The following is a 12,408-nucleotide window of genomic DNA, read 5'->3' on the forward strand; positions in this document are numbered from 1 at the left end:
TTAACTTCAATGAAACAGTGCCCGCATGAACGAACAAAAACACCTCTCCCTCCGCGGGTGGACCGAGCTTTTGCTGCTTGGACTGATCTGGGGCGCCTCCTTTGTTTCCATCCGGGTCGCTCTGGACACACTTCCCGTGATGACGTCAGTTTTGCACCGCACATTCTGGGCCATGCTGGTCTTGTGCCTGGTGACTTGGATCAAGGGGATCAAGGTGCCGCGCTCGCCCGGTATCTGGGGCGCTTTTTTGGTCATGGGGCTATTGAACAACGTCATCCCCTTTAGCCTGATGGCTTGGGGGCAGCTGTACATTGACACGGGTCTGACGGCGATCCTGAACGCGGCGACCGCGATCTTCGGCGTTCTGATTGCAGCACTGTTTTTTCGCGACGAACGATTGACAAAGACCCGGCTACTGGGTGTCTGCCTGGGCTTTCTTGGTGTCTCAATCGCGATCGGAGCGCAGAATTTCTTGAGTTTCAGCCTGCAAAGCACCGCTCAGCTTGCAGTGTTGGCCGGAACAGTTTCCTACGCATGCGCCGCGGCTTGGGCGAGGCAGACATTATCGCACCTTCCACCGGTGGTTGCCGCCGCCGGTATGCTGACGGCTTCGACAGTGTTGGTATTGCCAATAACACTAGCAGTTGATGGAGTACCCAGCTTGGCGTTACCCGCAATAACCTGGGCGGCCATCGGGTACTATGCGATCGTCGCAACGGCCGGCGCATATCTGCTTTACTATCGGGTTTTGGCAATGGCCGGCAGTGGCAATCTTATGCTGGTGACGCTTGTCATACCCCCGGTCGCTATTGTTCTGGGCGCATTGCTGCGCGAAGAGTCCCTGACCCCAAACGCCTTTCTGGGCTTTGCCGTTCTGGCGATTGGCCTTTTGGTTCTGAATCGTTCGTCCCGGCCCAATTGACGCCGTGCGCTGCCCGATTTAGCTAGGGCAAAAAAGGACAGCGCAAAATGATCTACACCTCAGCCAATGACTGGCGCACCGCAAGCCGCAAGAAAGTGCTGTTCTTTGGCATGTCAGGATTGGGCAAGACCTACGTATCCAACATCCTCCGAGATTCCGGGAACTGGTTCCACTACTCGATCGATTACCGGATCGGAACGCGCTATATGGGCGAGTACATCACCGACAATGCCAAGGCCGAGGCTATGAAAGTTCCGTTCTTGCGTGAACTGCTGTTGTCGGATTCGATCTATATCGGTTCGAATATTTCATTCGCCAATCTGACACCTGTTGCTGCTTATCTGGGCAAGCCGGGAAACCCCGATCTGGGCGGCTTGGACATGCCAGAATACCGCCGCAGGCAGGAACAGTTTCGCTTGGCCGAAATTCATGCGCTGCTGGACACCGAATACTTCATCGACCGCGCCGAGCGTCTGTACAAATATCCTCACTTTATATGCGATACGGGCGGATCCATCTGCGAGTGGGTAGATCCCGAGGACCCAAGAGATCAGGTTTTGTCTGAACTCGCGCGGCAAACCCTCATGATCTGGCTGAAGGGTGACGAGGGTCATACGGCCGATCTTGTGCGCCGTTTCGACAAGGCCCCAAAACCCATGTCCTATCAGGCCGATTTCCTGACCCGTTCCTGGACCGAGTATCTGGATCAACACGGCTGTGCAGAGGTCGAGGTCAACCCCGATGATTTTGTCCGCTGGACCTACGCACAAGCCCTGGCCCATCGTCATCCTCGGTACGAGGCGATGGCAAAGAACTGGGGCGTGACGATTGATGCCAACGACATCGGCAAGATCCGCGATGCGGCCGATTTCGATGAGTTGATCGAACGTACCCTTGAGGCCAGACGCAATAACGCCTAACTACCAGTTTTCCCTAATCTCTTCGAAGTCAGACACATGCCCATCAAAATTCCCTCAGATCTGCCCGCCTTTGACGTCCTGAACAAAGAGGGCGTTATGGTCATGTCCGAGGATCAGGCAATGCGTCAGGATATTCGCCCCCTGCGCATCGGGCTGCTGAACCTGATGCCGAAGAAGATTCAAACGGAAAACCAGTTTGCGCGCCTGATCGGCGCAACCCCGTTGCAGATCGAACTGTCTTTGATCCGTATGACGGAACACCAGACAAAAACCACCGCCGCCGAGCATATGTCCGAGTTCTATCAGCCTTTTCAGGAGGTCAAGGACCAAAAGTTCGACGGCCTGATCATTACTGGCGCACCGATCGAGCATCTGGAATTTTGTGACGTCACCTATTGGGATGAAATCAGCGAAATCTTCGACTGGACTCAGACAAACGTTCACTCAACCTTTGGCGTTTGTTGGGGCGGGATGGCGATGATCAACCATTTTCATGGTGTCCGAAAACACATGCTGGATGCCAAGGCCTTTGGCTGTTTCCGTCACCGCAATCTGAACCCTGCATCACCTTTTTTGCGTGGGTTCTCTGACGATTGTGTTATCCCGGTCAGCCGCTGGACGGAAATGAAACAAGTTGAGATCGACGCCGCACAGGGTTTGACGACCCTTCTGGGCAGCGACGATGTAGGCCCTTGTCTGGTCGAGGATCCCAGCCACCGCGCGCTGTATATCTTCAATCATTTTGAATATGACAGCGACACGCTGAAACAGGAGTATGACCGCGACGTCGCCAATGACACGCCCATCAACGTGCCGATCAACTATTATCCGGATGATGACCCATCCAAGACACCTCAAAATCGTTGGCGCAGTCACGCGCATCTTCTTTATGGCAACTGGATAAACGAAATCTATCAGTCGACACCTTTCGATATGAGTGAAATTGGCCGCTAAGAACTTGATATCCTTTGGCCTCATCATTCTGGGCCTTGCTGCTGTGACTGCGTGGCGCAGCGCCCGGAATGAAGCGCAGGCAGAAGCGGCTTTCCCACCCGAAGGCCAGATTCTTGATGTCGACGGGATCGCCGTTCATGCGGTTGTCATGGGGAAAGGGCCAGATGTGGTCCTTCTTCACGGCTCAAGCGGCAACACCCGCGACATGACTTTTGCGCTGGCACCCATTCTGGCTGAAAACTACCGCGTCATCGTTTTTGACCGGCCCGGCCTGGGATTTTCAGAAAGTTTCAACCCAGACGGTGAAACGATCACGGAACAAGCGGATATCCTGCAAAAAGCTGCTGCCCAGCTTGGGGCGGGAAAGCCTATCGTTGCGGGCCAAAGCTATGGCGGTTCAGTGGCGCTTGCATGGGCGGTCACCAGGCCCGAGGATCTCTCGGCGCTTGTTCTGATCGCACCCGCTGCCATTCCATGGGAAACGCCTTTGGATGGGTTTAACCAATTGGCGTCTACCACGGTCGGCAACGCGCTCGCCCTGCCCCTGATCTCTTCATTCGTGCCCGATTGGTACGTGGCACGGGCATTGGACACTGTATTTGCGCCTCAATCGACCCCCGCTGGATACGCCGAACATTTCGGACCCGGCCTGACCATCCGGCGCAGTTCCATGCATGCAAATGCCAAGCAACGGGCCAATCTATTGGATGAGATAACCCAATTGCAGCCGAAATACGGTGAGATTTCAGTGCCAACCGAAATCGTTCACGGCACCGCCGACGACACTGTCGGCCTCGAGTGGCATTCCCGACGTCTGATCCAGCAAATCCCGCAGGCCGAACTGGTCGCGTTACCAGGGATCGGTCACATGCCGCAGGTTGTCGCAGCGCCCGAGGTTGCCTCCGCAATTGATCGTGCAGCGCGGCGTGCAGGTTTGCGTTAATCCAAGCTCTAATCCATAGTCGGATATGGGTTTTATCGTGAGGTGACATATGGCCCGGACCGAAAAAGGTTCTATAGAGAAGTATTTTCAGGAAAGCGCGCCCAAAGCTGTGCGGGATGAGATCGAGAATTCGAAGAAAGGCGAAATCCTGAACCCGACCTACCCGTATAGCGAGAAGATGAAGACCAAGGACTATGATGAGCAGATGGAACTGCTCCAGATCGAGCTGGTCAAAATGCAGTCTTGGGTCAAGGACACGGCGCAACGGATCGCCATCATCTTCGAAGGCCGCGATGCCGCCGGCAAGGGCGGAACGATCAAACGGTTTCGCGAAAACCTGAACCCACGCGGCGCGCGCAATGTGGCGCTCAGCAAACCCTCAGAAACTGAACGCAGTCAATGGTACTTCCAGCGCTACATCCCTCACCTGCCTGCCGCTGGCGAGATCGTGTTCTTTGACCGCAGCTGGTACAATCGCGGCGTGGTCGAGAACGTCTTTGGTTTCTGCACCCAGGAAGAGCGCGAGCGGTTCTTTCGTCAGGTTCTGCCGCTTGAAACGGGTCTGGTCAATGATGGCATCAAACTCTTCAAGTTCTGGCTCAATGTCGGGCGGGCTGAGCAGCTGAACCGCTTTCTGGCCCGTGAAACCGACCCCTTAAAGCAATGGAAACTCAGCCCTATTGACGTGGCTGGGTTGGACAAGTGGGACGAATACACACAATCGATTTCAGAAACTCTGACCCGGTCACATTCAGACGTATCTCCTTGGACAATTGTCCGGTCGGACGATAAGAAACGCGCCCGTCTTGCAGCAATTCAAACGGTTCTGCACACGCTGGACTATGATGAGAAGGACGCAAAAAGCATTGGCGACATTGATCCCCTGATCTGCGGTGGTCCGGATGTCTGGGAAGCCTAGGTTGCGTTTTCACCCTGCCCGGCCAAGGATTTCAAGGGCAAGCGTTGGACGACCGTGTGTATTTGGTCTATCCCCTTGTCTTCCAATACCTAATCAAAGAACCTGAGGCCGGGATGTCAAAACGCGGTTATCATCACGGAAACCTAAAGCAAGCCCTGATCGAGGCAGCCTTGTCCCTGATCGAAGAAAAGGGGCCGACAGGTTTTACGTTATCTGAAGCCGCCAAAACCGCTGGCGTAACACCCGCCGCTGTCTATCGCCATTTTGAAGGGCGCGAAGACCTTATCGCCGAAGCTGCACGGCAAGGGTTCGAGATGTTCGCGGACCTGATGCAATACGCTTATGACAAGGGCCAACCCTCTGCCCTGGCGGCCTTCGAGGCAACCGGGCGGGCCTATCTGGCTTTTGCGCGGAAGAACCCCGGCCATTACATCGCCATGTTCGAAAGTGGAATTTCGTTGAATCGCACCCCCGAACTATCAATGGCCGCCAATCGGGCCAAATCGGTTCTTGAAAAAGCCGCCGACGACCTGTCACAACATATTCCCCCTGAAAAGCGCCCGCCCGCGTCGATGTTCAGCGCACATATCTGGGCGATGAGCCATGGTGTGGTTGAATTATACGCGCGCAATACCGGCGCGACGTCTCCCTTCCCCCCGGAAGACCTGCTGGAAAGCGGCATTGGAATCTACCTGCGAGGGCTGGGTCTGATCCCGCAGGACGACTGACACCTGTCAAAAAGTTCGGCTGCTTTGCGGTAAGCTCAGCCCGGACGTTACGTTGATCAGATTCATCTCGCCCATTCCCTTTATGTCAACACGTCCCAGGTCCGAGACCTGAAATTCGTCAATCAGGGCGTATTTCATCTCTTCCGGCGCAACGATTTTCATAGGATTGGCGAAAATTTGCAGTCGGGACGCGATATTTACCGCCGGACCGAAAACGTCGTAGACGTATTTCTGAATACCCACCACAGACCCGACCGCGGCCCCCATGCCCAAACCGATCCGGGCCTGCCATTTGTGCGGGTGGCTTTCGTTCCGGCGTTCGAGATAACGCAGGAAACGTACCGCGCAATGGGCCACTGCCGTCGCGTGATCGGGTGTCGGGTCAGGCATGCCTGAGACCGCAAGATATGCGTCACCTATTGTTTTGATCCTTTCACACCCGAATTGCTCAACGATCCTGTCAAACGCTGTGAAAATGTCGTTCAACTCGCTCAGGGTCACTGTCGGGTCGGTCTTGGCCGCGAAATCAGTGAATCCCACAAAGTCCAGCATAACAACAGACACCTGCTTGTAGAGCTGCGGAGTGACAACACCGAAGGTTTTGAACTCTTCATAAACGGCCCGTGGCATCAAGTTCAGAAGCAGCCGTTCAACCCGCTCTTTCTCACGCTCCAGCTCTCGCGTGTTGCGTTCGACCATGGTGGAATAGCTGTCGATCATGCTTTCCAGCTCGCGAATGCGCGTGATGTTCTGGCATTCGACAATCAGAACCTGCTCGGACAGCCCTTTGGCCAACGAAACTGCGACTGCAAAGATCAAGGTCCGCCGCTTCGGCTTGATTTGCAATTCAACCGAATATCTCAAGCCCGATTGCTTGACGTCTTCCAATTCTTTGGGATCAAGGGCGGGAAGAATGTCCGTAAGAGTACTGCCGTTCTCGGGGGTTCCAAACCACTCCGAAAACGGCCCGTTATGAAAAACGAACTGAAGATCCGAGGCGCGCACCACGGCAATGCCGACACCGATGGCGCGTAACAGCTGTTCGTTTATTGCATGAATGCTCATGCCGCGTTTCGGGCGACGATAATTGAACGCTTCCCTTCAATTGCAGCCAGCGCGGTTTTGATATCCTGATCGGACATACCATGCACGCTCAGCGCTTCGCCAAACAGCTCAGCCATCACATCAAATTCGTCGTGTGAAATACTCAGATGCCTGTGTACGGCTTCGATCCTGTCATCACTGAATGACGCCGGTCCGCCAATCAGGGACGATACAAACTTCGTCTGATGATCAATCAACCGCGGCATATCAATATCTTCAAAATAATGGCCGATGTCATCCGAATCCAACGCCATTTCATAGAAGGTCATCACGACACGGCTGATTGTTTTGAAGCCACCGTATTTATCATAAAGCGTTTGCGCCACACGAAAACCCAAGAGTTACCGAACAAAAACACTGTAATTCTATATCAAATGGACATTTTTGTTAATGTTTATGGTATTTTTTTCGTTTTCCGGCTTAACGCGCGTTCATTTTAGGAAAAGCAAAAGTGTCCGGGATTTAAAATCCTGCGCTTTCGAAGACCCGGCGTGGTACACGAAACCAAGTTGTACACAGCCAAGACGCCGGGGCTGGTTTGGGTTTCTGTCTAAGGGGGTAATGGCGGAGAGACAGGGATTCGAACCCTGGAGACGGTTCCCCGCCTACACACTTTCCAGGCGTGCGCCTTCGACCACTCGGCCACCTCTCCGTGCCGGCGATGTTTGGACCAATGTCATGAGATTTGCAAGGCCCCAAATCGGTGAAATCACCGGAAAGGATCAATTAAATCCGGTAGTCTACCCAGAGCGTCAAGCGACCAGAAACGCGACCTTTCAGCTGTCGGACTGGTCGTCAGATTTCATCGCCCGCGTCAGGGTCCAGATCAGATTCTGTCAGTTCAACTGGCTTTCCTGCCGTTGAATCGGTTGTGTTCTGTTTGGGCGCAAGGCCTGCCTCTTTAACCTTGTTCGAGGTCTGCAAAGCTTCGGGATTGCGCAACCAGATATCACGCTGTGCAAACGGCACCTCGATACCCGCTTCCAGAAAGCGCCGATTGATCTCGTGGTTCATGTCGGATTTGACGGATAAAACCCAGTTCACATCCCGTAGGATCGCTCTGATCTCGAAATCCAACGCATCCGCTCCAAATCCCTGAAACACTACACTGGGCGCCGGGTTGGCCAGAACCATCGGGTGGTTGTTTGCGACCTCGCCCAGAATGGTCTCGACCAGCCGTGTATCTGTTCCGTAGGCGACACCGACCGGTACAATCACCCTACCGATGGTATTGCCACGTGTGTAGTTGGTGACGACGCCGCTGATCAGGTCCGAGTTTGGAATGATCACATCCGTTCTGTCGAACGTCTCGATCCGGGTCGATCGGACGGAGATGTCACGCACGTAGCCCATCATCCCGTTCACATCTATCCAGTCACCCTTGGAGATCGGCCGTTCGACCAGAAGGATGATGCCGGACACGAAATTAGACACAATCGTTTGCAGGCCAAAGCCAATACCGACAGACAGTGCGCCAGCGACAATTGCCAGCGACGACAGATCAAACCCCGCGACCATGATCGCTGCCAACGCAGCCAGAAAGATCCCGATATACCCAGAGCCAGCGACAATCGCATTCTGCCCGCCCGGATCGATGCTGGTTTTGGGCAACAGCGAGTTGCGCAACCCGCTTTGCAACAACCGTGTCAGCGTATATCCGATTGCGAAAACAGCGATAAATGTCAGGAAATTGCTGGGCGAGATCATGACACCGCCGATGTCAAAGCCAAGCAGCAGACGCGACCACACCTCAAGCAGGTCCGTTTCGCGCGCGCCCCAGTATATCGCCAGAACAGGCAGCGCGACGATGGCGAGTGCAAAGCCCACCAGGACCGAAAAAAGAGAGTCGCGCGCAGCGTCGCCCTGCCCTGTGATCCATCCGTATATCTGACTGACGAACCGTTGGAAAATCGCCAGAGCGGCAATCAGAACCAGCGTTTTTACCGCCGGAAACACGATCGCTTCGGCCGCATTGGTATAGCCGGCCAGTGCCAGTACGGGTGTTGCGATCCCCAGCAGGAACATGGCCTTGCGCAGGAATTCCAACAACTGGCTGAATCCGGCGGCCCGGGTAGACGCCGTCTGGTCCAGCAGGCGGTCGTTCGTTCTGATCTGCCGCACGCGGAGCAAAAGCAATGCCGTTCCAACAATCACGGGAAAGCTGATCACCGCACGAGTCGCATCCGAGACGTTTTCGATCTGCTGAAACAGAAGCGCCAGTTCGTGCAGGATCAACATCAAAGCCAACAGATCAATGTATATCCGCAATTCGGTAATCCGAGCAGCAGACAGGCGCTTGAATCCTTGTGAAGCGCCAATCACGTAAATCTGTCGGCCAATCCAGTCGTAGAAGAAGGCAATTGCCGCCCAGTAGGGGATTTTTTCCAGCAACAAACTGCCTCGCAGACCCGGAATACCCGAAAGACTGATTGCGGCGATGGCGGCAACGACACCGATCCATGGCAACAGAATCCGCAACAGAGAAATGATGAAGGACCAAACACCAGTGCCCGCTCCGCCCAGCAACCTCAGATAGTCGCCGCCCCGTTCGGACCAACGTTTGCCGAAGATCAGTAAAACCGCGGCCAGGATCACCAGAAACAAGATTCCCAAGCCACGATCACGGATACGTTCTTTCACTACGTCCGAACGCAGGTTGGTAATTGTTTCATTTGTCAGGCTCTGAAGCGCCTCTTTTACGTCTTGCCAAGCAGGTCCCCAATATACGGGGTTGATCGGTGACGGCCCGCGCTCAAAGAATTGTTTTGTCTGCCGCGTCCGGATGATCCGATCGATTTCACTGATCAATCCATTTGCGCGGGTATAAGCTTCTTCGGAAATGATGCGCGGCACCCGCAAACTGTTGAGCTGCTCATTAAGATGAGTTCGCAATTTAGCGATGTCTTCAGGTTCGGCCGCGTCCCCTTCGGGTTTTGGACCAAGCGCCTTGATCTGGCTTTCCAGCGTTGCGATACGGTCTGTGTTGGCGCTGCGTGCCTTGTTAAAGTCCTCTCGGTAACCGTTTATTTCAGAACGTAAATTCTCAAACGCAGCGTTTGACGCACGGTTCGCTTCAATCACGGACTCGGCACGGTCAGCCGTTTTTATCCAGCCCCGGTAATACTCACTTTGCCTGTCGGTCAGCTGCGCGACAGCACCGCCTGCGAGCCCGACAAGACACAGGAATACCAGTGTCAGAAACAGGCGAACCTGCCTCGGCATCACACGTCCTCGAAAACGCCGGGAATGCTGCGCGGTGCTTCAGTCATCCAATCCGGCACCGGCAATTCTTTCTCGCGCAGGAAATCCGGGTTGAACAGCTTGGACTGATACCGCGTGCCATAGTCGCAAAGGACAGTCACAATCGTGTGGCCCGGCCCCATTTCTTTGGCCAGACGCACGGCGCCCGCCATGTTGATCGCGGTTGACCCGCCCATGACCAGCCCCTCGTCACGGAGCAGGTCAAAGATATAGGGCAACGCCTCGGTGTCAGTGATCTGATAGGAATGATCCGGCGTGAACCCTTCCAGGTTCTTTGTTATCCGAACCTGTCCGATACCTTCGGCAATCGATCCTCCCTCCATCGCGATTTCACCGGTGGTGTAGTAAGAGTAGAGACCCGCACCCATAGGATCGACCAGACCGATTTTCACACCCTTGGGCTGCAACGCTTCGGCAACCCCGGCCAACGTACCGCCCGACCCGACAGCACAGATAAACCCGTCGACCTTACCGTCTGTTTGTTCCCAGATTTCGGGTCCAGTGGTTTCAACATGGGCCTGACGGTTCGCCACGTTGTCAAACTGGTTGGCCCAGATTGCCCCATTGGGTTCCGTCTGCGCCAATTCCTCGGCCAAACGCCGGGAATAATGCACGAAATTGTTGGGATTGCGATAAGGTGCAGCCGGAACTTGAACCAGTTGTGCACCGGCCAGCCGCAGCATGTCTTTCTTTTCTTCCGACTGGGTTTCCGGGATCACAATCACGGTCTTGAACCCCATTGACGCCCCCACCAGCGCCAGACCAATACCGGTATTGCCGGCGGTGCCTTCCACAATGGTGCCACCGGGCTTCAAATCGCCCCGCGCAATGGCATCACGGATAATATAGAGTGCAGCACGGTCCTTGACGGATTGACCGGGGTTCATGAATTCGGCTTTGCCGAGAATTTCGCAACCAGTTTCTTCACTGATGCGGCGCAGCCGGATCAGCGGTGTTTTTCCTACTGCGTCAGCAAGATCTCGTGCAATGCGCATGATGGCCCCTTGTCGTTTTGTACCATCGAAGATTTACAGCCGCACCGCGGCGACCACAAGCGGGATAGTCACCCGCGCAATCTATCCCGGTGGCGGGCCAGCCAATAAGCCAGAGACACCAATTGTAGATCCTTGAAAACATGGCGATCCGTCATGTCTATGAATTCACCGAATGGCAAGATTTGACTGCGGATGTCTTCACCTTCTGTGTCAAGGCCGCCAGTGATTGTGGTGTGCGTCAATTCACCCAGACCAACATAAAGATACATGAACCCGGTGGAAGATCCGCTCGAGGTATAGGCACCGCCAGCATATTCCAGCCTGTCAAACCGAATACCCGCCTCCTCCATCGCCTCGCGATGCGCGGCCTGTTCGGGTGTTTCGCCGGGATCAATCATCCCTGCTACCGCTTCCCAAAGCCAGGGTTCCGGATCGTTGTTCAGGAAAACCGGCGGTCTGAACTGTTCCACGATCAAAACGGTATCTCTGACCGGATCATAGGGCAGAACGCCGACCGCACTGCCCTGCAACAAACTTCCACGGCGCAGAACCGGACCCATGCTGCCGTCATGCCGCCGGTGTTGCAGATCGATTTCCTCCATCCCGAAGTAATCAAGATACACCCGGTCATGGCGATGCACGATCACGTCTTTTGCAATGTCCCGCGGATCACCGGTTCGCCGCTGCCCGGCCATGATCTTTGACCAGGCGCGCGTTTGCGTGGCGCGAACACTGCGGGCCATGACCCGGGGATCGACCTTCCCGAAATAGGCCATCTCTTCCTCAGCGGCGAGCGTTGTAAGTTCGCCCAATCTGTCCGCCCAGTCCTGAAACGACCACAAATCACCCGGTCTCCAAGCATCGGGGGCAGGAAAAAAGACCTGAGCTTGGGCCTCGGTCCCGTCTTCCAATTCGACCTTCAGAGACTTCAGATCATAGTCGAAAGACCCTTCGTAATAATCCAGCCTAGCCAGATCCACAGACGACAATTCCTGCACCAGTAAACCTTCAGCACTGGCACCTTCCAATTCCACGATCATTGGGAAATCCTGCCCCTGAACAGAATGGACAGCATGGCCTCGAAGTTGGGCGGGCCTCGCTTTGGTTTCGCTCAGAGGATGGCCAAGAACGCGTTCCAACAACGGCAAGTGTCGCAGCGTTCCATAAAAGAACAAATCAGACAAATTCGATCTCTCTTGTCAGTAACGGATCAGCGCCACGACCGGCTGGCCTGTTCTGTGGCCAGCCCCGAGACAAAAGCCCCAATTAGGAATGCAATCAGGATTTCCGGGTAAATCAGCAGCTTACCGTACTCAATCCCGATCTTGAAAATGGCCAGGATGGCCTCAAATGGGCCACCGTAACGGTTGCGCATGGCAAGCCGGAACATTTCGTAACAGCCCTGCACGAACAACGCCCAGAATATCAGCGAGGCGACACCAGTCAGGCCGTTATTGATCCCAGCAGTCCAGCCGCGCCCTGCACGCTTGCCCATGATGCCCCACCCGCAAACCGCGCCAAGGCCCATGTTAACCAGGGTAAAGTGCCCGTAATCCTTACCTTCTTCGCCGTTCTCGATAATCATGCCAGAGACAATGAATGCCAGCACGATGAGGCAAACGGCGGCTACAAGACGCGAGGCAGTGGGCATGTTACGGTCCG

At 54.9% G+C, this 12,408-nt stretch carries 12 protein-coding genes and 1 tRNA gene; 6 read left to right on the plus strand and 7 right to left on the minus strand.

Translation table 11 applies throughout. From position 1 onward, the window contains the following. Positions 1–25 precede the first annotated feature (25 nt). The 6 genes from ACR0AP_RS03840 to ACR0AP_RS03865 all read left to right on the plus strand — a co-directional run bounded on the left by ACR0AP_RS03840 (position 26) and on the right by ACR0AP_RS03865 (position 5,386). Complete coding sequence (locus ACR0AP_RS03840) at positions 26–922, plus strand: DMT family transporter (protein ID WP_480505392.1); 897 nt, start codon at positions 26–28, stop codon at positions 920–922. A 47-nt stretch (positions 923–969) separates the two neighbouring features. After that, entirely contained in the window at positions 970–1,842 is an 873-nt protein-coding gene (locus ACR0AP_RS03845; protein ID WP_480505394.1) for an ATPase, read from the plus strand. A 36-nt stretch (positions 1,843–1,878) separates the two neighbouring features. Continuing rightward, positions 1,879–2,796, plus strand: a complete 918-nt coding sequence (metA, locus tag ACR0AP_RS03850; protein WP_480505396.1) for a homoserine O-acetyltransferase MetA — start codon at positions 1,879–1,881, stop codon at positions 2,794–2,796. Beyond that, positions 2,786–3,739, plus strand: a complete 954-nt coding sequence (locus ACR0AP_RS03855; protein WP_480505397.1) for an alpha/beta fold hydrolase — start codon at positions 2,786–2,788, stop codon at positions 3,737–3,739. The genes metA and ACR0AP_RS03855 overlap by 11 nt, the downstream gene beginning before the upstream one ends. Before the next feature lie 49 nt (positions 3,740–3,788). After that, entirely contained in the window at positions 3,789–4,658 is an 870-nt protein-coding gene (gene ppk2, locus ACR0AP_RS03860; protein ID WP_480505399.1) for a polyphosphate kinase 2, read from the plus strand. A gap of 113 nt (positions 4,659–4,771) precedes the next feature. Beyond that, a complete protein-coding gene (locus ACR0AP_RS03865; RefSeq protein ID WP_209504101.1) occupies positions 4,772–5,386 on the plus strand; it encodes a TetR/AcrR family transcriptional regulator in 615 nt (204 codons plus the stop codon). A gap of 6 nt (positions 5,387–5,392) precedes the next feature. Here ACR0AP_RS03865 and ACR0AP_RS03870 read toward each other — a convergent pair whose 3' ends face one another. From ACR0AP_RS03870 to ACR0AP_RS03900, 7 genes are all read right to left on the minus strand, one after another. Beyond that, on the minus strand, positions 5,393–6,451 hold the full coding sequence (locus ACR0AP_RS03870) for an adenylate/guanylate cyclase domain-containing protein (protein WP_209504102.1): 1,059 nt from the start codon (positions 6,449–6,451) through the stop codon (positions 5,393–5,395). After that, on the minus strand, positions 6,448–6,816 hold the full coding sequence (locus ACR0AP_RS03875; protein WP_209596705.1) for a group I truncated hemoglobin: 369 nt from the start codon (positions 6,814–6,816) through the stop codon (positions 6,448–6,450). Before ACR0AP_RS03875 ends, ACR0AP_RS03870 begins: the two co-directional genes overlap by 4 nt. A 236-nt stretch (positions 6,817–7,052) precedes the next feature. Beyond that, positions 7,053–7,142 (minus strand) — tRNA-Ser (locus tag ACR0AP_RS03880). 143 nt (positions 7,143–7,285) lie between these two features. Next, complete coding sequence (locus ACR0AP_RS03885; RefSeq protein ID WP_480481201.1) at positions 7,286–9,712, minus strand: DUF3772 domain-containing protein; 2,427 nt, start codon at positions 9,710–9,712, stop codon at positions 7,286–7,288. Next, positions 9,712–10,746, minus strand: coding sequence for a cysteine synthase A (locus ACR0AP_RS03890; RefSeq protein ID WP_480485822.1), 1,035 nt, complete (start codon positions 10,744–10,746; stop codon positions 9,712–9,714). Before ACR0AP_RS03890 ends, ACR0AP_RS03885 begins: the two co-directional genes overlap by 1 nt. Before the next feature lie 68 nt (positions 10,747–10,814). Next, entirely contained in the window at positions 10,815–11,930 is a 1,116-nt protein-coding gene (locus ACR0AP_RS03895; protein ID WP_480505401.1) for an NUDIX domain-containing protein, read from the minus strand. 26 nt (positions 11,931–11,956) lie between these two features. Continuing rightward, a complete protein-coding gene (locus ACR0AP_RS03900; protein WP_480505403.1) occupies positions 11,957–12,397 on the minus strand; it encodes a TrgA family protein in 441 nt (146 codons plus the stop codon). Positions 12,398–12,408 lie beyond the last annotated feature (11 nt).

Source organism: Ruegeria sp. AF7, from assembly GCF_056541885.1.

Excerpts from the sequence above, each read along its gene's own strand:
- ACR0AP_RS03900 (WP_480505403.1), bottom strand. The coding sequence starts at position 12,397 with ATGCCCACTGCCTCGCGTCTTGTAGCCGCCGTTTGCCTCATCGTGCTG.
- metA (WP_480505396.1), top strand. The coding sequence starts at position 1,879 with ATGCCCATCAAAATTCCCTCAGATCTGCCCGCCTTTGACGTCCTGAAC.
- ACR0AP_RS03845 (WP_480505394.1), top strand. The coding sequence starts at position 970 with ATGATCTACACCTCAGCCAATGACTGGCGCACCGCAAGCCGCAAGAAA.
- ACR0AP_RS03865 (WP_209504101.1), top strand. The coding sequence starts at position 4,772 with ATGTCAAAACGCGGTTATCATCACGGAAACCTAAAGCAAGCCCTGATC.
- ACR0AP_RS03870 (WP_209504102.1), bottom strand. The coding sequence starts at position 6,451 with ATGAGCATTCATGCAATAAACGAACAGCTGTTACGCGCCATCGGTGTC.
- ppk2 (WP_480505399.1), top strand. The coding sequence starts at position 3,789 with ATGGCCCGGACCGAAAAAGGTTCTATAGAGAAGTATTTTCAGGAAAGC.
- ACR0AP_RS03890 (WP_480485822.1), bottom strand. The coding sequence starts at position 10,746 with ATGCGCATTGCACGAGATCTTGCTGACGCAGTAGGAAAAACACCGCTG.
- ACR0AP_RS03840 (WP_480505392.1), top strand. The coding sequence starts at position 26 with ATGAACGAACAAAAACACCTCTCCCTCCGCGGGTGGACCGAGCTTTTG.
- ACR0AP_RS03885 (WP_480481201.1), bottom strand. The coding sequence starts at position 9,712 with ATGCCGAGGCAGGTTCGCCTGTTTCTGACACTGGTATTCCTGTGTCTT.